The organism is Bradyrhizobium sp. USDA 4504 (assembly GCF_054063995.1).
On record NZ_JBSSGV010000001.1, the window covers coordinates 4,874,443 to 4,896,814 of the forward strand.

A 22,372-nucleotide genomic window follows, 5' to 3' on the forward strand; every position below is an offset into this window, starting at 1 on the left:
TATGGGTCTGGCGCGCCTCCTTCCCGGCGCCGGGACGTCATTTGCATTTTTAATGGCGGCATCACCGTGAACAAAACCCTCCGGCCTGTCGAGAGTGCCCATGGCACTTTTCATATCACCGATGTCTATCCGTCGGTTGATGGCGGCCGCTTTCCGGTCAAGCGCATTGTGGGCGAACCTGTCGAAGTGTGGGCCGACATCTACCGTGCCGGACATGACGTGATATCGGCGGCATTGGTGTGGCGGCGCGAGGGCGACAGCGAATGGCAGGTCGCGCCGATGACGGCGCACGGCGATGACCGCTGGGGCGGCGCTTTCGTGCCCGACCGGCCCGGCCGCTACGCCTTCGCGATCGAGGCCTGGACCGATGAATTCGCCAGCTGGCGGCATCGTTTCGAGCAGAAGCCGCGCAACGGCAGCGATCATACGCTGGACGCGCTCGAGGGCGCGGGCATGCTGACCCAGGCGCAGGCCGGCAGCCCGGCGGCGGCCGCCGTCATCATCAGGCAGTGCGAAATCTTTCTGCAGACCGGCGAACCAGGTGCGCTGCTCGCGCCCGAATTGCGGGAGGCGATGGCCGGCAGCCAATTTCGCCGCGATCTGATGCGATCGCAGCTCTACCCGCTGACCGCGGACCGCCCGCGGGCGCGCAGCGGCGCATGGTACCAGATGTTTCCGCGCAGCCAGGGCAAGACACCGGGCATGCATGCAACCTTCAACGACTGCATCGCGCGGCTTCCCGACATCGCCGCGATGGGCTTTGACGTCGTCCTGCTCGCGCCGATCCACCCGATCGGCCGGCAGCACCGCAAGGGCCGCAACAATGCCGCGATCGCACAGGCGGGCGATCCCGGCAGCCCCTATGCGATCGGCGCAGCCGAGGGCGGCCACGACGCCGTGCATCCGGAACTCGGCACGCTCGACGGCTTCCGCGCCTTCGTGGCGGCAAGCCAGGCGCATGGCCTCGAGGTCGCGCTCGATTTCGCCGTGCAGTGCTCCCCCGATCATCCCTGGCTGAACAAACATCCAGAGTGGTTCAAGCGGCGCCCGGACGGATCGATGCGCACGGCAGAGCATCCCCCGCAGCGCTGGGACGATGTCGTCAACCCGGATTTCGGGTCCGAGAATGCCGCTGCGCTGTGGCGCGCGCTGCGCGACGTCGTGCTGTTCTGGGTCGAACAGGGCGTCAGGATCTTCCGGGTCGACAATCCGCACACCAAGCCGCTGGCGTTCTGGGAGTGGCTGATCCGCGAGGTGCGGGACCGCGACGCGGACGTGCTGTTCCTTGCGGAAGCCTTCGCGCGCCCGAAACTGATGAAGGGCCTCGCCAAGCTCGGCTTCACACAGTCCTACAGCTATTTCACCTGGCGGACGCAGCGCTTCGAGCTCGAACAATATCTCGGCGAGTTGACCTCCTATCCCGAGCGTGACTTCTTTCGGCCGAATTTCTTCGTCAACACACCGGACATCCTGCCCTTCCACCTGCAAAGCGGCGAATCCTGGATGTTCAAGTCGCGTCTCGCGCTGGCCGCGACGCTTTCAAGCAGCTATGGCATCTACAGCGGCTTCGAATTGCTCGAGCACACGCCGGTCCCCGGCCGCGAGGAATATCTCAACTCCGAGAAGTACGAGATCAGGGTTCGCAACTGGGAGCAGCCGGGGAACATCAAGCCCTATATCGCAGCTCTCAACCGGATCAGACGCGGCAATCCGGCCCTGCAACAATTCGCAAATTTGCGCTTTATCAGTGTCGATGACGGTGGCGTGATCGGCTTCATCAAGGAGGCCGTCGATCAGGGCAATGTGATCGCGGCCGTGATTGCATTATCAGCCGAGTTGCGTGAGGTCTGGCTGCCGCTCGGCGACGTCATGGTCGGCCGTGGCGATGCCCGCCGCCCCGTCTCGGCAGTGGAAGACCTTGTCACCGGAGAGCGCCACGCGCTCGAATGGGGAGGCATCCGTCTACGTATAGATCCTGCGCGCGATCCCGCGTTGCTGCTGCGCTGTGTCGCCTGAAGGAGCCCTCATGAACGTATTCTCCTCCGTCAATACCCAGGAGAAGGTCGCAACCGAGACTGCGGACCAGCTGTGGTACAAGGACGCGATCATTTACCAGCTGCATGTCAAGGCATTTGCCGACAGCAACAATGACGGCATCGGCGACTTCGCGGGGCTGACGGAGAAACTCGGCTATCTGCAGGAGCTCGGCGTCACCGCGCTGTGGCTGTTGCCGTTCTATCCCTCGCCCGGCCGCGACGACGGCTACGACATCGGCGACTACGGCGACATCAATCCCGATTTCGGGACGATGAAGGACTTCAAGCGCTTCATCCAGGAGGCCAAGAAGCGCGGCCTGCGCGTCATCACCGAGCTCGTCGTCAACCACACCTCGGACCAGCATGCGTGGTTCAAGCGCGCGCGCCGCAGCCCGCCGAATTCGAGCGCGCGCAGCTGGTACGTCTGGAGCGACACCGACCAGAAATACCTCGATACAAGGATCATCTTTACCGATACGGAGAAGTCGAACTGGACCTGGGATCCGGAGGCCGGCCAGTTCTACTGGCACCGCTTCTTCTCGCACCAGCCGGACCTGAATTTCGACAATCCGCGCGTGGTGCGCGCCATCGTGCAGGTGATGAAGCGCTGGCTCGACACCGGCGTCGACGGTTTCCGGCTCGACGCCATTCCCTATCTGTGCGAGCGCGACGGCACCAACAACGAGAACCTGCCGGAGACGCATGCCATCATCAAGCGGCTGCGCCAGGAGCTCGACGCCTATGCCAAGGGCAAGATCCTGCTGGCCGAAGCCAATCAATGGCCGGAGGACGTGCAGGAATATTTCGGCCATGGCGACGAATGCCACATGGCCTATCACTTCCCGCTGATGCCGCGCATCTACATGGCGATCGCCCAGGAAGACCGCTTTCCGATCACCGACATCCTGCGGCAGACGCCCGACATTCCCGCCGCTGCGCAGTGGGCGCTGTTCCTGCGCAATCACGACGAGCTGACGCTGGAAATGGTCACCGACGTCGAGCGCGACTATCTGTGGTCGACGTACGCCAACGATCCGCGCGCCCGCATCAATGTCGGCATCCGCCGCCGCCTTGCGCCGCTGATGGACAACGACCGGCGCAAGATCGAGCTGATGAACTCACTGCTGCTGTCGTTCCCGGGCACGCCGATCATCTATTACGGCGACGAGATCGGCATGGGCGACAACATCTATCTCGGCGACCGCAACGGCGTGCGGACGCCAATGCAGTGGTCGCCGGACCGCAACGGCGGCTTCTCGCGCGCCGACCCGGCGCGGCTCTACGCGCCGATGATCATGGACCCGGTCTACGGCTATGAATCCGTCAATGTCGAGGCGCAGTCACGCAGCCTGTCGTCGCTGCTGTCGGCGACCAAGCGGCTGATCGCGGTACGCAAGTCGACGCTTGCCTTCGGGCGCGGCACCATGACCTTCATCCGCCCGGAGAACCGCTCGGTGCTGGCCTATGTGCGCCAGTACCAGGGTGAGGCGATCCTGTGCATCGCCAATCTGTCGCGGTCGGCGCAGGCCACCGAGCTCGACCTCTCCGCCTTCAAGGACCGCATTCCGCTCGAGATGCTCGGCCGCACGCGCTTCCCGGCTATCGGCGAGCTGCCCTACATGATCACGCTCGCGCCGTACGGCTTCTACTGGTTCCAGCTGCAGGAGCGCGACAAGTCCGAGCCGGTGACGCCGCGCGCGGTGCCGGAATTCGAGACGCTGGTGGTGCCGCTGAATTCGACCTGGATGTCACTGGCGCGCACCCGCGGCGTGTTCGAGCACGACGTGCTGCCCGGTCATCTCGCCCGCACGCGCTGGTATCCGGAACGATCGGCGAGCGCGATCCAGCCGGTGCTGGTCTCCGCGATCCCGTTCTGCGACATCGGCGACAACCGGCCGTGGCTCGCCTTCTTCGAGACCACGCAGCGCGGCACCACCAGCCGCTACGTGCTGCCGATGCAGATCGAGTGGGTGCGCTTCGACCGCGAGCGCTACAACCCGCGCGCCTTCGCCGCGATACGCCAGGGCGCGCGCGAGGGCACGCTGCTCGACGTTGCCACCGACCAGATCTTCACCGGCTTGTTCCTGCGCAACCTGCGGGAAAACCTCACGGTCGACGAAGGCGAGCAAGGCCTCAAGCTCGAATTCCGGCCGACCAGCCGCTTCTCCGACCGGCCGGTGCGGCAGCCCGAGCGTATCCGGGTGTTCGAGAACGACCAGCCGCATTCGACCGCGCTGGTCGACAACGAATATGTCACCAAGATCTATCGCAAGCTCGAGGTCGGCATCAATCCGGAGATCGAGATGGGCCGCTTCCTCACCGAGGTGGTCAACTTTCCGAACACCCCTGCCTTGCTCGGCACCGCCGAGCTGATCGAGGGCGACAAGCGCAGCGCCATCGCCGTCCTGCATGCGATGGTCGTCAACCAGGGCGACCTCTGGACCATCGCAGGCGCACACCTCGACCGCCTGGTCGAACGGCAGCGCCTGCTGACGGTGAGCGAGCACCCCGTGGAGAACGGCGACCAGGCGACCTTTCTGCGCCACATGTCGCATAGCGGAAAGCGGCTGGCCGAGCTGCATCTGGCGCTCGCCAGCAACCGCGACCTGCCGGACTTCGCGCCCGAGCCGACCAAGCCCGACGACCTGCAGCGCTGGGCCGACGAGATCATGGCGCGGGCCGAGCGCGTGTTCGATACGCTGAAGCAGCGGCGCGGCTCGCTGAGAGAGGCCGACCGGCTGCTGGCCGATCAGTTGCAGGCCCAGCACGACACGCTGCCGGAGCGGCTCAAGGCGCTGCTGCCGCGCGAAACCGACGGGTTCAATATCCGCCATCACGGCGACCTGCATCTCGGTCAGTTGCTGGTGGTCAAGGACGACGTCTTCATCATCGATTTCGACGGCGGACCGGGCCGCACCATCGCCGAGCGGCGGCGCAAGGCACCGCCGGCGCGCGACGTCGCCGGCCTGATCCGTTCGATCGACTATGCGGCGACCGCCGCGCTGGAACGCACGCTCAAGGTCTCCCCCGACGAGAGCGGCCGGCTGAGCCTCGCCTTGGCCGAATGGCGCGACCAGGCCGCGGATACCCTGCTGGCGGCCTATCGCGAGACGGTGGCCGGCCAGCGGCTGTGGCCCGCCGACGCCAAGACGGCCGACCGCCTGCTCAGTTTTTTCCTGCTTGAGAAAGCCTTCTATGAGATCGAGTATGAGCTGGCCAACCGGCCGGATTGGCTGCGGGTGCCGCTCACCGGCCTGCTGAGGATCCTGGCGCAACAGCCGCATGAGGTTGCATGAGCAAACTGCCCGCCGAGGCCTATGCCATCATCGAGGGCCGCCACTCCGACCCCTTCCACTATCTCGGGCTTCACCCAGAGGGGGACCGCAACGTCGTGCGCGCCTTCCTGCCCGATGCCAGCAATGTCGAGGCGATCGGCGAGCATGGCGAGACCGCACAGCTGGCGCGAATCCATGACGCCGGCCTGTTCGCAGGCCCCCTGCCGAACGGCTCGACGCGCTACCAGCTCCGCGCCCGTTTCGGCGACAACGTCGTCGAGCTGGAGGATGCCTACCGCTTTCCGCCGATCCTGAGCGATTTCGATCTCTATCTGCTCGGCGAAGGCACCCATCAGCGCGTCTACGATACGCTCGGCGCGCATCCGATGACGCTCGACGGCGTCGACGGCATCGGCTTCGTGGTGCTGGCGCCGAATGCGCGGCGGGTCAGCGTGGTCGGCGACTTCAATTTCTGGGACGGACGGCGGCATCCGATGCGCGTGCGCGGCCCAGGCTACTGGGAACTGTTCATCCCGCGTGCAAGGATCGGCGACCACTACAAGTTCGAGATCATCGGGCGCAACGGCCAGCATTTGCCGCTGAAGTCCGATCCCCTGGCGTTCGCCGCCGAGGTGCGCCCGAAGACCGCCTCGATCGTGATCGACGAACGCAAGATCCCGCATCCGCGCCCGGCGCCGGATCGCGTCAACGCGCTGAACTCGCCGATGTCGATCTACGAGGTCCATCTCGGGTCGTGGCGGCGCAAGGGCCGCAACGAGTGGCTGACCTATCGCGAGATGGCGGAGCAGCTGCCGGCCTATGCCAGCGACATGGGCTTTACCCATGTCGAATTCCTGCCGATATCAGAGCATCCGTTCGACGGCTCCTGGGGCTACCAGCCGACCGGCATGTTCGCACCGACCAGCCGCTTCGGCTCGCCGGACGATTTCGCCGCGCTGATCGACGCCTGCCACGGCGCAGGGCTCGCCGTGCTGCTCGACTGGGTGCCCGGGCATTTCCCCGACGATCCGCACGGGCTCGGCAATTTCGACGGCACCGCGCTCTACGAGCACGCCAATCCGCTGCAGGGCCGTCACCTCGATTGGGGTACGCTGATCTACAATTACGGGCGCACCGAGATCACCAACTTCCTGGTGTCGAACGCGCTGTTCTGGCTTGATCGCTACGGCATCGACGGGCTGCGCGTCGATGCCGTCGCCTCCATGCTCTATCTCGACTACAGCCGTCCCGCCGGTGGCTGGATTCCGAACAAATATGGCGGCCGGGAGAACATCGAGGCGATCGACTTCCTGCGCCGCTTCAACACCGAATTGTTCGCGCATTTTCCGCAGGCGACGACGGCGGCGGAAGAATCCACCGCATGGCCGCAGGTGTCGCGTCCCGTCGAGTATGGCGGGCTCGGCTTCGGCTACAAGTGGAACATGGGCTGGATGCACGACACGCTGAAATATATCGGCAAGGATCCGATTCACCGCAAATACCATCACGGCGACATCCTGTTCGGCCTGCACTACGCCTTCTCGGAGAATTTCATCCTGCCGCTGTCCCACGACGAGGTGGTACACGGCAAGCGCTCGATCCTCGGCCGCATGCCCGGCGACGACTGGCAGCGCTTTGCCAATCTGCGCGCCTATTACAGCTTCATGTTCGGCCACCCTGGCAAGAAGCTGATGTTCATGGGCTGCGAGTTCGGCCAGGAACGCGAGTGGAATCACGACTACTCGATCGATTGGCATCTGCTGCAACAGCCGAGGCACAGCGGCATCCAGAACCTGGTCCGCGACCTCAACCGGCTCTATCGCGCGCTGCCGGCGCTGCACGAGCTCGACTGCGACCAGGCCGGCTTCGAATGGGTCATCACCGACGATGCCAACAACAATGTGTTCGCCTGGATCCGCAAGGGCAATGCTGAGCGCGCACGCTGCCTCGTGGTCGCGAACTTCTCACCCAACGTCTACCGCAACTATCGCGTCCCGGTGCCGTTCGCGGGCAAGTGGCACGAGGTGTTCAACTCGGATTCCGCGCATTACGGCGGCACCAATGTCGGCAATGTCGGCGAGGTGCGCGCATCGGAGGACGCCACGCCCGAGCTGAGCCTGACCATTCCGCCGCTGGCTGCGATCTTCCTCGTACCGGAAAGCTGATTGATGCGACTGACCGGGGGTACGTCCGCACGGCTCGGTGCAAGCTGGGACGGCAGAGGCACCAATTTTGCGCTGTTCTCGGCGAACGCGGAGAAGGTGGAGCTGTGCCTGTTCGACGGCCAGGGCCGCCGCGAGCTCGAGCGGATCGAGATGCCGGAGCGCACCGAGGACGTCTGGCACTGCTATCTCAACGACGTCTCGCCGGGTCAGCTCTACGGCTATCGCGTCTACGGGCCCTACGCGCCGGAGCGCGGCCATCGCTTCAACGCCAACAAGCTGCTGCTCGACCCCTACGCCAAGCGGCTCGCCGGCCGGCTGGTATGGAGCGATGCGCATTTCGCCTACCGCACCGGCAGCGCGCGCGAGGACCTTTCGTTCGACCGGCGCGACAATGCCCGCGGCATGCCGAAGGCGGTCGTGGTCGACGAGACCTTCAACTGGGGCCGCCGCGAGATCCGGCCGCATATCCCCTGGGAAGACACCATCATCTACGAGGCCCACGTCAAGGGCCTGACGCAGAAGCGCGAGGACGTGCCGCCGAACCTGCGCGGCACCTATGGCGGCCTGTCGTCACCGGCGATGATCGACCACCTCAAGCGGCTCGGCGTCACCACCATCGAGCTGCTGCCGATCCACGGCCTGATCGACGACCGTATCCTGGTCGAGAAGAAGCTGGCGAACTACTGGGGCTACAACACCATCGCCTTCTTCGCGCCGGAGGCACGCTACGCCCAGGACAATGCGCTCGATTCCTTCCGCACCACGGTGGCGCGGCTGCACGATGCCGGCATCGAGGTGCTGCTCGACGTGGTCTACAACCACACCGCCGAGGGCAACCATATGGGCCCGACGCTGTGCTTCCGCGGCATCGACAATGCCTCCTATTACTGGCTGAACCGCGAGAACCCGCGCTTCTACGACGACTTCACCGGCTGCGGCAGCTCGGTCAACCTCACCCATCCGCGCGTGCTGCAGATGGTGATGGATTCGCTGCGCTACTGGGTCGAGGTCTGCCATGTCGACGGCTTCCGCTTCGATCTCGCCACCACCCTGGCGCGCGGGCCGAACGGGTTCGATCGCAACCACCCCTTCCTCACCGCGATCCGCCAGGACCCGGTGCTGGCGACCGCCAAGATGGTCGCTGAGCCCTGGGACCTCGGTCTCGGCGGCTACCAGGTCGGCGCGTTTCCATCGCAATGGTCGGAATGGAATGACCGCTATCGCAGCGCGATGCGGCGCTACTGGAGCGGCGAAGGCAGCCTGATCGGCGACATCTCGGGCCGCATGACCGCATCCTCGGATTTGTTTCACCACGACAACCGCGCGACCCGCGCCAGCGTCAATCACATCACGGTGCATGACGGTTTCACGCTCGCCGATCTCTTCAGCTACAACGAGAAGCACAACGAGGCCAATGGCGAGGACAATCGCGACGGCTCCAACGACAATCACAGCAACAATTGCGGCCATGAGGGCCCGACCGACGATCCCGCCATCATCGCACTGCGCCGGCAGCTGCGGAAGAATGCGCTGGCCTGCCTGCTGCTGGCACAGGGCACGCCTTTGATTCTCGCCGGCGACGAGGTCGCGAACACGCAAGGTGGCAACAACAATGCTTATTGCCAGGACAACGAGACCGGCTGGATCGGCTGGGAGAACCTCGGCACGGACGACGACGCCATCGATTTCATCGGCCACCTCACTGCGCTGCGCCAGCGCTTCGGCCAGATCCGCTGCCAGCGCTGGCTCGACGGCCGCCGCACCGACGGCAGCTACGGCGTGCTCTGGCTGACGCCGGCAGCGGAGGAGATGAAGGAATCCGACTGGAAATTCCCCGAGAGCCGATTCCTCGCCTATGTGCTGGGACCGATGGAACCAGGACAGGCGCCGATCTTTATCGTGCTCAATGCCGCACCGCAGGAGATCGTGTTCAGGATGCCGAGGATGACGGAATACAGGAGCTGGCGGCAGGTCCTGAACACGACCAAGGCGGAGCAAACGGGTGAGCAATTCGCATCCGGCGCCGATACCAGGGCACCGCCGCGCTCGGTGCTGGCATTTGCAGGCTCCACATGAACAGACAACATTTCGGCGCCGAGCTGACACCTGACGGCACGCGCTTCCGGCTCTGGGCGCCGGCGGCCAAGCGCGTCGACCTCCTGCTCGACAACCCGCATCCGCTCACGCGCGATGCCGCCGGCTGGTACGTCGCCGAGGTCCCGGGCGCGCGCGCCGGCACGCGTTACAAATTCCGCATCGATGACGAGGTCGATGTGCCGGATCCCGCCTCCGCATTCCAGCCGGACGACGTGTTCGGCCCGAGCGATGTGGTCGACCACGCCGCCTTCAAGTGGCGCGCGACGGACTGGCGCGGACGCCCCTGGCATGAGGCCGTCGTCCTCGAGGCCCATGTCGGCACCTTCACCCGAGAGGGCACCTATCGCGCCATGATCGACAAGCTCGATCATCTCGTGGCGACCGGCATCACCGCGCTCGAGCTGATGCCGCTGGCGGATTTCGCCGGGAAGCGCAACTGGGGCTATGACGGCGTGCTGTGGTACGCGCCCGACAGCGCCTACGGCCGGCCCGAGGACCTGAAGACCCTGATCGACGAAGCGCATCTGCGCGGGCTGATGGTGATGCTCGACGTGGTCTATAACCATTTCGGCCCCGAGGGGAATTATCTCGGCCGCTATGCGCCGTCCTTCTTCAGTGACGCGCACACGCCGTGGGGCAGCGCGATCGACTATCGCGTGCCCGAGGTGCGCGCGTTTGCGATCGGCAGCGTGGTGAGCTGGCTGCGCGACTATCGCTTCGACGGGCTGCGGTTCGATGCGGTTAACACCATCGTCGAAGCCGGCGAAGTCTCCGTGCTCCATGACTTCAGCAATGCCGCCGGCAAGCTCGCCACCGAGACCGGCCGCTATATCAACCTCGTGCTCGAAAACGGCGACAACATTGCAAGCCTGCTCGATGCCGCCGAGGATCCGCCGCACGGCAAATTCCGCGGCCAATGGAACGACGACTATCATCACGCCTGGCACGTGCTGCTGACCGGCGAGAACCAGGGCTATTATGGCGACTACCGGGCGCCGAAGCAGGACCTCGCACGCGCGCTGTCGTCCGGCTACATCTACCAGGGCGAAGTCTCGGAGTTCTGGGGCGGCAAGGCGCGCGGCGAGCCGAGCGGCATGCTGTCGCCGACCTGCTTCATCAACTTCCTGCAGAACCACGACCAGATCGGCAACCGGCCGCTCGGCGATCGTCTCGTCAGCATTGCCCGGCCGGGGTCGGTCGCGGCGGCGCTGGCGGTGACGCTGATCGCGCCGACCACGCCGATGCTGTTCATGGGCGAGGAATGGGGCGCGACGACGCCCTTCCCGTTCTTCTGCGATTTCGAGGGCGAGCTCGCCAATGCCGTCCGCGCCGGACGACGCAAGGAGTTCGCCTGGGCCTATGCCAAATATGGCGACGACATTCCCGACCCGCTCGCCGACGAAACGGTGCGGTCGGCCGTGCTCGACTGGGCGGCGCTCGGCCATGATCCGGCGCGCGCGCGGCTTGCGCTGGTGCGCGACCTGCTCGCCGTTCGCCGGCAGGAGATCATGCCCCGGCTCAAAGGGTGCCGTTTCGGCGATGCCATCGTGGCTGGCGACCTGTTGACGGCGCATTGGCAGATGGGCGACGGCAGCACGCTGCGGCTGACAGCCAATTTGTCCGCTCGCGACATCCCCGATGGACCGGAGCCGAAGGGAACTGCGATCTGGGGCGGCGCGTTGTCGAGCGACCTCCCCGGCTGGGCGGTGCGCTGGCACATCGGATAGCACAATGCCTCCGGCGATCCCGATCGCGACCTACCGTCTGCAACTCACTGCCGATTTTGACTTCGATGCCGCCGCCGGCGTGGCGCCGTATCTCAAGGCGCTCGGCATCAGCCATGTCTATGCGTCGCCCTTCATGAAGGCGCGCAAGGGCTCGACCCACGGCTATGACGTCGTCGACCACACCAAATTCAATCCGGAGCTCGGCGGCGAGGAGGGCTTTGCGCGGCTGAGCGACGCATTGAAGCGCCATGATCTCGGCCTGATCCTGGATTTCGTGCCGAACCATGTCGGCGTTCACTTCGCCGACAATCCGTGGTGGCTCGATGTGCTGGAATGGGGACCGGCGTCGCCGCACGCGGTCTCCTTCGACATCGACTGGGACCAGCTGCCCTATCGCGCGCGCGGCGGCGTGCTGTTGCCGATCCTCGGCTCGTCCTATGGCCAGGCGCTGGAGCGCGGCGACATCGAGCTGCGCTATGACGCGAACGAGGGCAGCTTCTCGGCCTGGTATTTCGAGCACCGCCTGCCGATCGCGCCGGAGCGCTATGGCGAGGTGCTGCGCACCATCGTCCGCGAGGCCGCGGCCGAAGACAGCCCGACCGGACGCGCGATGCTCGAGCTCGCCGCGCAATACCGGGCGCTGCGTCGCCCCAACCGCGTCGAAGCGCCGGCGCTGAAGGCGGCGATCAAGGCGATCGAGGGCGGCGCCGACATCATCGCACGCGGCCTCGATGCCTATCGCGCCGGCGAGGACCGCCCGACCCAGACGCTGGCCCTGCATCATTTGCTGGAACGCCAGCACTACAAGCTCGGCCACTGGCGGCTGGCGTCCAGCGACATCAACTATCGCCGCTTCTTCGACGTCAACACGCTGGCCGGCCTCAGGGTCGAGGACGCCGCGACCTTCGAGGCGAGCCACAACCTCGTGAAGCGGCTGATCGCCGAAGACCGGCTGCAGGGCCTGCGGCTCGACCATATCGACGGCCTGCGCGATCCCGCGCAGTACTTCCAGCGGCTGCGCCGCCTGATCCGCTCCGCGCAGGGCGCGAAGGCCAGGCCGTTCTACATGGTGATCGAGAAGATCCTCGGCGAGGACGAGAAGCTGCCGAAATTCAGCGGCGTTCACGGCACCACCGGCTATGAATGGATGAACACGATCAGCCAGGCACTGGTCGACGGTCGCGGCCTCGATCCGCTGAACGAGATCTGGCGCCAGATCAGCAACCAGTCGCCGAACCTGACGCCAGTGTTGCGCGAGGCCAAGCAACGCGTGCTGGAGACACTGCTCACCAGCGAATTCACCGTGCTGGCGCGGCTGCTCGCGCGCATTGCCAGCGGACACTACTCGACCCGCGACTTCTCCGGCGACAGTCTGCGGCAGGCGCTCGAGCTCTATGTGCTGCACTTTCCGGTCTATCGCACCTATCTGACCGCTTCCGGCCCCGCCGCGCATGACCGCACGCTGATCAGCGAGACCATCGAGCGCGCTCGCGCCGACTGGTTCGCCGCCGACGAGGGTATCTTCGATTTCCTGCGCGATGCCTTGACCATGGACCTTTTGCAGCCCGGCCGGCCGCCGCATGGCGCGCCGCGGGTGCGACGCTTCGCGCTGAAGGTGCAGCAATTCACCGGGCCGATGATGGCGAAGTCGCTGGAGGATACCGCCTTCTATCGCTATCACCGGCTGCTGGCGCTCAACGAGGTTGGCGGCGATCCGGCGGCGGGTGCGATCGCAGCGGAGGCCTTTCACGCCATGATGCAGGCCCGCGCCCGCGAATGGCCGCACGGCATGACGGCGACCGCGACCCACGACACCAAGCGCGGCGAGGACGCCCGCGCCCGCATCATGGCGCTTGCGGAAATCCCCGGCGAATGGACCAGCGCGGTGGCGCGCTGGAAGGTGCTGAATGCGCCGCATCTGGTGCTCGACGGCGAGATGCGCGCGCCATCGGCGACGTTCGAATACATGCTGTATCAGGCCCTGCTCGGCGCCTGGGATCCCGATGATGCGTCGCTCGCCGCCCGCATCCAGGCCTACGCGCTGAAGGCGGCGCGCGAGGGCAAGCAGGAAACCAGCTGGCTCAATCCGCACCAGCCTTACGAGGCCGGCGTGAAAGCCTTCATCGAGCGGATCCTCGATCGCAAGACCTCGCCGGAATTCCTCGATGCGCTGGGGACGCTGGCGCAACGGACCGCGTTGATCGGCGCGCTGAATTCGCTCAGCCAGATCACGCTGAAGGCAACCATGCCGGGGCGTGCCGGATTTCTACCAGGGCACCGAAAGCTGGGATCTTTCGCTGGTCGACCCGGACAACCGCCGCCCGGTCGACTTTGCCGAACGGGCGGGAATGCTCGCAGCACTGGAGACGCCGGATTGGGATGCGCTGGCGCAAGACTGGCGCGACGGCCGCCTCAAATTCGCATGGACGCGGCATCTGCTCCGGCTCCGCAACGAGATGGCCGATGTGTTCACCAGCGGCGACTACGTGCCGCTCGCGGTCAGCGGCCCGCACCGCGATCACGTCATTGCCTTCGCGCGGCGCCATGGCCGCGAGGCGGCCATCGTTGCGGTGGCAAGGTCATTCGCCCCGTTCACGCAGGGCGGCCGCAGCTGGCCGCGCCCCGAGGCTTTTGAAGGTGAAATCGACGCGGCTGGATATGCGCTCAGGGATGGCGCAACCCGGATTCAGCTCCCGGAACTGTTCGGCAATCTGCCGGTTGCCGTGCTCAAGACAAAGGTCGCGGGGACGAAACGCACCGCAAGGCCGGCCCGCTCGCACGCCTGACGTCCTGCGTCAGCGCTTGGTCAGCAGCAATTTCCCGCGCTTCTGGATCGCCACCTGCGCGACCTCGGCGAACCGTTGCAGCAGCCACGGCAGCGTCACCTCGACGCGCACATGGGCATCCTCGACATCGACATGCCCGGCCGCGACCTGCCCCAGCGCCCGGACACGAAAGCTCATCCGGTTGTCGTCCCAGCGCTCCTCGTCGACGCTTATGACCGGCAGGTTCGCCGTCGCGCGCGACAGGCCCGTTTTCAAGCGGCGCATCGCCTCGTCGCGGCCGAGGCTATGGGGTATCGAAACGATCAGCGGCGCCGACATTGCGATGCACTCCTCCGTGGGTTTGGTTGATGTAGTTCTGTTCCAAGGCAAACGGAAGAACCACACAGGTTTATCACAGCGCCAACTCCGGAACCTTCACAGTTACGGGTTGTTTTCCTTCCCGAAGGGCAGAAACGAGACGGGCCCGCGGGGCTGAGGAGACGCTAGATGTCAATTGGAACGATCATTCTCATCATCCTGGTCATTGCGCTGCTTGGCGGCTTCAGCGGCATCGGCGGCGGACCGTTTTACGGTACCGGCTATTACGGCGGCGGCGGGCTCGGCCTGGTCGTCGTGATTCTGCTGATCCTGCTCCTGATGGGACGACTGTAGCCCTTGGTAGCGTTGCGTCCTGCCGATATCGACGACCAGCATCACCCGCGAAAGCGGGTGGTGCTTCGTTGGACGGCGCTTACTTGGCCGCGAGCTTCTTCATCGCCGACTTGATCGACGACGCTGCGTCCTCGTAGCCATCCCAGGCCTTCGTCTTCGCGAGCAAGGCCGGCACGGTGCGCAGCGTGAATTTCTTCGGATCGAGATCACCGCGCAGCTGCGGCCAGGTCAGCGGCATCGACACTGTCGCCCCCGGACGCGCCCGCGGCGACAACACCGCGACCGCCGTCGACATCCTGTCGTTGCGCAAATAGTCGAGGAAGATCTTTCCCGTGCGCTTGGCCTTGGACATGTTGATCAGATAGCGCTCGGGATCGTCCTGCGCCATCCACTGGCAGACCGCCTGTGCGAACGCCTTGGCTTCCTTCCACGTCACCTTGTCCCTGCTGCCTGCGAGCAGCGGTGTGACGACGTGCAGCCCCTTGCCGCCGGTGGTCTTGCAGAAGCTTTCGAGGCCGACCGCGGTCAGCCGTTGCCGCATGTCCTTGGCGGCGTCGATCACGTCGGTGAATGCAACATCGGGCGCGGGATCGAGATCGAACACCAGCCGGCCCGGCGTGTCATAGGCATCGGGCGCGCAATTCCAGGGATGCAGCTCGAGACCGCCGAGCTGCGCGACTGCTGCCAGGCCCTCGATCTGGTCGATCTGCAAATAGGGTTTACGGTCGCCCGAGACCTTCGCAAGCTTGAGCAGTTTTGATGTGCCGGCCATCGCATGACGCTGGAAGAAGGTCTCGCCCTTGATGCCGTCGGGCGCACGCACGATCGAGCACGGCCGGCCCTTGAGATAGGAGATCATCCATTCGCCGACCGCCTCGAAATAGTTCGCGAGGTCGAGCTTGGTCACCGGCTCGCCATCGCCCGCATCGGGCCACAGCGCCTTGTCCGGGTGCGAGATGACGACGCCCATCACCTCGCTGGACGCCTTCCCGGTACCCTTCTTCGCCGCGCCCTTGGCCATCGGCTTCACCACTTTGGTTACAACCGGCCGCTCGGCCTCGACCTCGTGCGCCGGCTTGTCCTGGCGCAGGCCCTTGAAGGCGGCCTGGCGGATATTGCCGGCGTCGGTCCAGCCGGCGAACTCGATCTCGGCGACCAGCTCCGGCTTGAGCCAGTGCACGTCGCGGGTCTTCTTCGGCGCGTCCTTGCCGCCGAACGGGTTCTTGTCCGCCTCCGCCGCCTTCAGTGCCGGCATGATGCGGCGGACCGTGTCCTGGCCGAAGCCGGTGCCGACGATGCCGACAAACGCCAGATGATCGCCGCGATAGACGCCCGCCATCAGCGAGCGAAATTTGCCATTGGTGGTCTTCCAGCCGCCGAGCACCACCTCATGGCCGGCGCGGATTTTTGCCTTGGTCCAGTCGTCGGAGCGACTGGAACGGTAGGCGCCGTCGAGCCGTTTGGAGACGATGCCTTCGAGGCCGAGCTTGCGCGCGGATTCCAGCACCGCCTCGCCGCGCTGCTCGAAATGTTCGACATAGCGGATCAGAGGGTTCTTGCCCTTGCGCGCCGCGAGCAATTGCTTCAGCCGCGTCTTGCGCTCGGCGAGCGGCAGCGGGCGCAGGTCCTCGGTGCCGGCGAACAGCAGGTCGAACGCGTAGAAGATCAGCCGATCCGTCTTGCCGTCGGAGAGCGCGGCCTGCAGCGTCGAAAAATGCGGCGTGCCGTTCTTGTCGAGCGCGACGATCTCGCCATCGATCAGCGCGTCGGGCAGCTTCTCCGCCTCCTTCACGATCGCGCCGAACTTGGCGGTCCAGTCGAGCCCCTTGCGCGTCTTCAGCACGGCCTCGCCGTCTTCGACGCGGAGCTGCACGCGGTAACCGTCGAACTTGATCTCGTGGCACCAGCCCGTGCCATTGGGTGGAGACTCCACCGCGGCGCAGAGCTGCGGCGCGACGAAATCGGGCATCTCCGATACCTGCTTCGGTTTCGCCTGCCGCGTCACTTTCAGCCGCTCCTTGGGCGCCGGCGCCTTGGTCCTGGCGCGCGCGTCCGCAGCCATGCCGTGGTTGGACTGCCAGACCGCGTCCGCCTTGGCCTTGCCGTTGCCCTTGGCCAGCATGAACGGCTTCGGCGCCCGGCCCTTGCCGGCCGCGATCTGCGCCATCGAGCGTCCGGAGGCGACCGAACGGTCCTCGTCGAGGATCTCCTCGCCGTTGCCGTCAACGGCATATTCGTCGCGGTGCTTGATCAGGAGCCAGTTGGTGCGCTTGCCGCCAAAGCGGTCGCCCTTCATCCGCACCAGCACCCAGCTGCCGTGCAGCTTGTCGCCCTCAAGCGTGAACTTCAGGTCGCCCTTCTTGAAGCCGCGCTCGGGATCGTCCGATTCCCAAGTGCCGCGATCCCACAGCTGCACCGTGCCGCCGCCGTACTGGCCTTCGGGAATGGTGCCTTCGAAATCGCCATAGTCGAGCGGATGATCCTCGACCTCCACCGCCAGCCGCTTGTCATGCGGATCGAGCGAGGGCCCGCGCGTCACCGCCCAGGACTTGAAGACGCCGTCGAATTCGAGCCGCAGATCGTAATGCAACCGCGTCGCGTCGTGCTTCTGGATGACGAAGCGCCGCTGCTTGCTCGGTGCGACCTTGACGTCGCCCGACGGCTCGTTGGTCTTCTCGAAGTCGCGCTTCTTGCGATAGGTGGACAGGTTTCTCAGCGACACAACAAACCTCGGCAAACCCTCGGCGCAAACGACGGCCGCCGCCTCCGTGCGGCCATCAGGAACCAAAACCCACGGTATCCGTTCAAGTTCCAAACTCAAGCTGTTTGGAGGCGATCATGGCCGCTCCCCGCGCCTACTGGAAAGGCACGCTCAAGCTCTCGCTGGTGTCATGCCCGGTGGCGCTCTACCCGGCCTCGACCGCGGTCGAGAAGACCCGCTTCCACATGATCAACCGGGAGACCGGCAACCGGCTGAAGCAGCAGATGGTCGATACCGAGACCGGCGACGTTGTCGAGGGCGATCAGAAGGGCCGCGGCTACGAGGTCAGCAAGGGCAAATATGTCGAGATCGAGAAGGACGAGCTCGAAGCGGTGCAGATCGAGAGCAACCATACCATCGACATCGACAGCTTCGTGCCCGAGGGCGAGATCGACAAGCGCTATCTCGACCACCCCTACTACATCAGGCCCGACGGCAAGGCCGGCGTCGACGCGTTCGCGGTGATCCGCGACGCCATGAAGGATCAGGACCGCGTCGCGCTGGCGCGGATCGTGCTGACCAACCGCGAGCATGTGATCGCGATCGAGCCGCTCGACAAGGGCATGCTCGGCACCACCTTGCGTTACCCCTACGAGCTGCGCGACGCCGACGATTATTTCGACGACATCAGGAGCCCGAAGGTCACGAAGGACATGATCGAGCTCGCCGGCCATATCCTCGACAGCAAGGCCGCGCATTTCGATCCGTCGAAATTCAAGGACGAGTACGAGACCGCGCTGAAGGCCCTGGTCCGCCGCAAGGCGGCCGGCAAGCCGATCAAGGCCGCCGAGCGCGAGGAGAAGCCAAGCAACGTCGTGAGCCTGATGGACGCGCTGCAGCAGAGCCTGAAAGGCGGCAAGAGCGGCGCAAGGCGCTCGCGCTCCACCGCGCGCCGCCCGACCCCGCATCGCCGCGCCGCCAAGAAGGCGCACCGGTCAAGCGCGCGGCGACGCAAGGCGGGATGAGATCTCTCGTCCTTGCGAGCGCAGCGAAGCAATCCATCTCTCCACATACGCGGAGGGATGGATTGCTTCGTCGCTACGCTCCTCGCAATGACGGATGGATGCAACTCGTCCGCTACTTCTTCTTCGAGCTCTTCCGCTTCTTGGCAGTCTTGCGCTTCTTCGCCGTCTTCTTCTTTGACGACTTCTTCGGCACTTTCCTGCCCTTGGCGCGTGCCTCGGACAAGCCGATCGCGATCGCCTGCTTGCGGCTCTTCACCTTCTTCTTGGAGCGGCCGCTGCGCAGCGTGCCTGCCTTGCGTTTCTTCATCGCGCCCTCGACATCGCGCGATGCCTTCCGCGAATATTTCCTTGCCATGGGTTTTCTCCCGGTGAGGGAAAACAAGCCTCGATGGCAGCGAAAGTTCCGTTTGGTGTCGTCGGACGCCGGCACCAACGTAGCCCGCATGAGCGCAGCGACATGCGGGAGATGCCCCGGATATCGCTTCGCTCATCCGGGCTACCTGTTAGTCCGCCGCGCGCAGCCGATAGCCGATGCCGGTCTCGGTCAGCACGAATTGCGGACGCTCCGGGTCGGCCTCGATCTTCTGGCGGAGCTGGCGCACATAGACGCGCAGATATTGCGCGTCGGTCAGTTCGTCCCACAATTCCTTCAAGAGGAAGCGGTGGGTCAGCACCTTGCCGGCATGCTGAACCAGCACGCGCAACAGGTCATATTCCTTCGGCGACAGCTTGATCTCTTTGTCGCCGACCTTGACGATCCGGCGCACCAGATCGACCGAAAGATCGCCGGAGCGAAACACCGGCCGCTCGCCCTGCACCTGCAACTGGTGCCGCAGCGCCGCGCGCAGCCGCGCCAGCAATTCGTCCATGCCGAACGGCTTGGTCAGGTAGTCGTCGGCGCCGAGATCGAGCGCCTGCACCTTGCCGGCCTCGTCGCCGCGGCTCGACAGCACCACGATCGGCACGCTCTCGTTGCGGCCGCGGATCATGCGCAAGAGGTCATGGCCCTGAATGTCGGGCAATCCGAGGTCGAGGATGATCAGCGCCGGTCCCTCACCCAGCATCTCCAGCGCCAGCTTGCCGTTGGATGCCTCGAGGATGTCATAGCCCTGCGTGCTCAGCCCCATCCGCAGCAACTTGCGGATCGGCGGCTCGTCGTCGATGACCAGGACCTTGATCGGCGTCGCGTTCATGCAGCAGTGTCCAGCGCGTTGGTGTCGGCAGGGATCGGCAGGCGGATGGTGATGACGGCGCCGCTGCGGTCGGCGCGGTTGGCCGCCGCGATCGTGCCGCGCATCGCCTCGACGAAGCCGCGCGAAATCGCAAGCCCGAGGCCGGTACCGGGACGGACATGGTCGCCCTTCTCGGCGCGATAGAATTTGTCGAACACGCTTTCGAGCTCGGCCGCGGGAATCCCGTTGCCTTCATCGAGGATCTGCAGCGCGATGGTGTCGCGATCGCGGGCGCCGCGGATCGAGATCGTGGTGTCCGACGGGGCGTATTTGGCAGCGTTGTCGAGCAGGTTGAACAGCACCTGCTCGAACAGCACGGCGTCGAGCTCCAGCATCGGCAGATCGGCCGCGAGCTCCAGCGACACCCGGTGATGCACCAGGATCTTGCTCGCCCGCCGCAGCGCGCTGCCGACGATCTCGCCGACATCATGGCGCGCCGTGTTCGGCACGATCGCGCCGGATTCCAGCTTGGTCATGTCGAGCAGATTGGCGATGAACCGATTCAGCCGCTCGGACTCGTCGATCACGGTGGCGAGCAGATCGTGCTTCTGCGCATCGCTCAGGTTGGCGCCGAGGTCGCGCAGCGCCGAGGCCGAGCCGAGCACCGAGGCCAGCGGCGTCTTGAGATCGTGCGAAATCGAGGTCAGGAGCGCGCCGCGCAGCCGGTCGGATTCCACCGTGCGCTTGACGCGGTCCATGTCCTCGACCAGCAGCACGCGCTCGATCGCCAGCGCGCCCTGATCGACCAGCGCATCGAGCAGCCGGCGCTGGTCCGGCGTCAGCAAGGGCCCGGTGCGGTCGTCGTCGATGCCGATCACCCCGATCGGGCCGCGGCCGGTGCGCATCGGCAGGAACAGCCGTTTTCCCCCCGGCAGCGTGTCGGAGCCGCGGCCGGCCGGACGGTCGTTGCCCCAGGCCCAGTTGGCGGCGGCAAGATCGGCCTGGTCGAGCTGATCCTCCGGCGGATAGCCGCTCTTGACGGTCAGCATGCCGTCCTCCGGCAGCAGCAGCACCACGCGCACCTTGAGCATCAGCGCAATCTGGTAGGCGGTCGCCCACAGCACGTCGTCCAGTGTCGCGGTGCCGGCGAGCTTGCGGCTGAAGGCGTAGAGCGATTCGGTGGTGCGGACCCGGCTGATCGCGGTGTCGGCCTGGGTGCGCACCCGCGCCGCGACGTTGGAGACCAGCAGCGCGATCAGCATGAAGAAGAAGAACGCCGCGACATTGGTCGGGTCGGTGATGGTGAAGGTATAGACCGGCGGCAGGAAGAAGAAATTGTAGCACAGCGAGGCCGCGACGCTCGCCAGCAGCGACGGCCCGAGGCCGTAGCGCGCCGCGGCGCCGACCACGGCGGTGAGGAACACGAGGTCGACATTCTCGATGCCGAAGAACGGCTGGATCAGCTTGGCCGCGCCGAGCCCGAGCGCCGCCAGCAGCAGCGCCATCAGATAGGGCCGCGGATTGAACGGCTCCTGCCGCTGCGCGGTCTGCACCGCCGCCTTGCCGACCGGCAGCTCGTCGCCGGCGATCACGTTGACGCTGATATTGCCGGCGCGACGCACCAGATCGTGCACCACGGACCCATGCGTCAGCTCGAACCAGCGCGAGCGCGTCGACTTGCCGATGATGATCTGGGTGACGTTGTTGGCCTGGGCGAAATTGATGACGTCGTCGGCGATACGGCGGCCGACGCCGGGCAGCGTCAGCGCCTCGCCGCCGAGCGATTCCGCGAGCCGCATGGTGTCGGCCAGCCGGTCGCGCTGCTCGTCGGAAAGTTGCAGGCTGCGCCGCGTCTCGATGCTGACCGCGGTCCATTGCGCATGCAGCCGGTCGGCGAGGCGCTTGGTGTAGCGCACGAGGCCGGCCGCGCGCGGATCCTCGCTCAGGCAGACCAGGATGCGCTCGCCGGCGGCCCAGGGTCCGGCAATCGCATTGGCCTGCATGTGGTTGAGCAGCTGCTCGTCGACCCGCTCGGCCGTGCGGCGCAGCGCCAGCTCGCGCAGCGCGGTGAGATTGCCGGGCGAGAAATAGTGTTCCAGCGCCCGCTCGGCCTGCTTGGGCACATAGACCTTGCCCTCCTTCAGCCGCTGGATCAGGTCGTCGGGCGTCAGGTCGATCAGCTCGATGGCATCGGCGCGATCGACCACCGAGTCGGGCACCGTCTCGCGCACCCGTACATGGGTGATCTGCGCGACGACGTCGTTGAGGCTCTCGATGTGCTGGATGTTGATCGCGGTATAGACGTCGATGCCGTGCGACAGCAGCTCCTCGACGTCGAGATAGCGCTTGGGATGCCGGCTGCCCGGCGCGTTGGTATGGGCGAGCTCGTCGACCAGCGCGAGCTGCGGCCGCCGCGCGATCAATGCATCGAGGTCCATCTCCTCTAGCGTCTGGTCGCGATAGGTCAGCCGCTTCCGCGGCAGCACCTCGAGACCCCTGAGCAGCGTCTCGGTCTCGACCCGACCGTGGGTTTCGACGACGCCGACCACGACGTCGACGCCCGCCTTCAGGCGGGCGTGGGCGCTCGAGAGCATCTCGTAGGTCTTGCCGACGCCGGGGGCGGCGCCGATGAAGATCTTCAGCCGTCCCGATCGATCGGTCTCCCGGCGCGCCGCCTCCAGCAGCGCATCCGGCGAGGGTCGTTTGTCAGGGTCGCGCTGATTGGCCATACCGCAAT

General features: G+C 65.7%; 12 protein-coding genes and 1 pseudogene. 8 read left to right on the forward strand and 5 right to left on the reverse strand.

The window, feature by feature from the left end; all coding sequences use genetic code 11:
• The first annotated feature begins 66 nt into the window (after positions 1–66).
• The 6 genes and pseudogenes from ACVMB1_RS22955 (at position 67) to treY (ending at position 14,086) form a co-directional block, all read left to right on the forward strand.
• A complete protein-coding gene (locus tag ACVMB1_RS22955; protein ID WP_076823936.1) occupies positions 67–2,016 on the forward strand; it encodes an alpha-1,4-glucan--maltose-1-phosphate maltosyltransferase in 1,950 nt (649 codons plus the stop codon).
• 10 nt (positions 2,017–2,026) lie between these two features.
• A complete protein-coding gene (treS, locus tag ACVMB1_RS22960) occupies positions 2,027–5,332 on the forward strand; it encodes a maltose alpha-D-glucosyltransferase (RefSeq protein WP_076823934.1) in 3,306 nt (1,101 codons plus the stop codon).
• On the forward strand, positions 5,329–7,476 hold the full coding sequence (gene glgB, locus ACVMB1_RS22965) for a 1,4-alpha-glucan branching protein GlgB (protein WP_076823932.1): 2,148 nt from the start codon (positions 5,329–5,331) through the stop codon (positions 7,474–7,476). The genes treS and glgB overlap by 4 nt, the downstream gene beginning before the upstream one ends.
• 3 nt (positions 7,477–7,479) lie before the next feature.
• Positions 7,480–9,552 (forward strand): glycogen debranching protein GlgX, encoded by a 2,073-nt coding sequence (gene glgX / locus ACVMB1_RS22970; RefSeq protein WP_076823929.1) that lies wholly within the window; start codon positions 7,480–7,482, stop codon positions 9,550–9,552.
• A complete protein-coding gene (treZ, locus tag ACVMB1_RS22975; RefSeq protein WP_076823927.1) occupies positions 9,549–11,300 on the forward strand; it encodes a malto-oligosyltrehalose trehalohydrolase in 1,752 nt (583 codons plus the stop codon). The genes glgX and treZ overlap by 4 nt, the downstream gene beginning before the upstream one ends.
• 4 nt (positions 11,301–11,304) lie before the next feature.
• Positions 11,305–14,086: pseudogene (gene treY / locus ACVMB1_RS22980) on the forward strand (malto-oligosyltrehalose synthase).
• 9 nt (positions 14,087–14,095) lie between these two features.
• Here the strand turns inward: treY and ACVMB1_RS22985 are convergent.
• Positions 14,096–14,404, reverse strand: a complete 309-nt coding sequence (locus ACVMB1_RS22985) for a polyhydroxyalkanoic acid system family protein (RefSeq protein ID WP_038382949.1) — start codon at positions 14,402–14,404, stop codon at positions 14,096–14,098.
• 168 nt (positions 14,405–14,572) lie between these two features.
• Here ACVMB1_RS22985 and ACVMB1_RS22990 point away from each other — a divergent pair, with 168 nt between their 5' ends.
• On the forward strand, positions 14,573–14,737 hold the full coding sequence (locus ACVMB1_RS22990) for a DUF3309 family protein (protein WP_076823921.1): 165 nt from the start codon (positions 14,573–14,575) through the stop codon (positions 14,735–14,737).
• Positions 14,738–14,816: 79 nt separating this feature from the next.
• Here ACVMB1_RS22990 and ligD read toward each other — a convergent pair whose 3' ends face one another.
• Entirely contained in the window at positions 14,817–17,459 is a 2,643-nt protein-coding gene (gene ligD / locus ACVMB1_RS22995) for a DNA ligase D (protein WP_076824211.1), read from the reverse strand.
• A gap of 116 nt (positions 17,460–17,575) precedes the next feature.
• Here ligD and ku point away from each other — a divergent pair, with 116 nt between their 5' ends.
• Complete coding sequence (ku, locus tag ACVMB1_RS23000) at positions 17,576–18,463, forward strand: non-homologous end joining protein Ku (protein ID WP_057015087.1); 888 nt, start codon at positions 17,576–17,578, stop codon at positions 18,461–18,463.
• A 112-nt stretch (positions 18,464–18,575) separates the two neighbouring features.
• Here the strand turns inward: ku and ACVMB1_RS23005 are convergent, their stop codons facing one another.
• The 3 genes from ACVMB1_RS23005 to ACVMB1_RS23015 form a co-directional block, all read right to left on the reverse strand.
• A complete protein-coding gene (locus ACVMB1_RS23005; RefSeq protein WP_076823917.1) occupies positions 18,576–18,818 on the reverse strand; it encodes a DUF6496 domain-containing protein in 243 nt (80 codons plus the stop codon).
• Positions 18,819–18,966: 148 nt separating this feature from the next.
• The gene (locus tag ACVMB1_RS23010; RefSeq protein ID WP_057014875.1) at positions 18,967–19,656 is read right to left on the reverse strand and encodes a response regulator; all 690 of its coding nucleotides are present in this window, start codon (positions 19,654–19,656) and stop codon (positions 18,967–18,969) included.
• Positions 19,653–22,364, reverse strand: a complete 2,712-nt coding sequence (locus tag ACVMB1_RS23015; RefSeq protein WP_076823914.1) for a sensor histidine kinase — start codon at positions 22,362–22,364, stop codon at positions 19,653–19,655. Before ACVMB1_RS23015 ends, ACVMB1_RS23010 begins: the two co-directional genes overlap by 4 nt.
• Positions 22,365–22,372 lie beyond the last annotated feature (8 nt).

What these genes read in the sequence shown, in the direction of transcription:
- treS (WP_076823934.1), top strand. Translation starts at nt 2,027, where the DNA reads ATGAACGTATTCTCCTCCGTCAATACCCAGGAGAAGGTCGCAACCGAG.
- glgB (WP_076823932.1), top strand. Translation starts at nt 5,329, where the DNA reads ATGAGCAAACTGCCCGCCGAGGCCTATGCCATCATCGAGGGCCGCCAC.
- glgX (WP_076823929.1), top strand. Translation starts at nt 7,480, where the DNA reads ATGCGACTGACCGGGGGTACGTCCGCACGGCTCGGTGCAAGCTGGGAC.
- treZ (WP_076823927.1), top strand. Translation starts at nt 9,549, where the DNA reads ATGAACAGACAACATTTCGGCGCCGAGCTGACACCTGACGGCACGCGC.
- ACVMB1_RS22985 (WP_038382949.1), bottom strand. Translation starts at nt 14,404, where the DNA reads ATGTCGGCGCCGCTGATCGTTTCGATACCCCATAGCCTCGGCCGCGAC.
- ACVMB1_RS22990 (WP_076823921.1), top strand. Translation starts at nt 14,573, where the DNA reads ATGTCAATTGGAACGATCATTCTCATCATCCTGGTCATTGCGCTGCTT.
- ku (WP_057015087.1), top strand. Translation starts at nt 17,576, where the DNA reads ATGGCCGCTCCCCGCGCCTACTGGAAAGGCACGCTCAAGCTCTCGCTG.
- ACVMB1_RS23005 (WP_076823917.1), bottom strand. Translation starts at nt 18,818, where the DNA reads ATGGCAAGGAAATATTCGCGGAAGGCATCGCGCGATGTCGAGGGCGCG.
- ACVMB1_RS23010 (WP_057014875.1), bottom strand. Translation starts at nt 19,656, where the DNA reads ATGAACGCGACGCCGATCAAGGTCCTGGTCATCGACGACGAGCCGCCG.
- ACVMB1_RS23015 (WP_076823914.1), bottom strand. Translation starts at nt 22,364, where the DNA reads ATGGCCAATCAGCGCGACCCTGACAAACGACCCTCGCCGGATGCGCTG.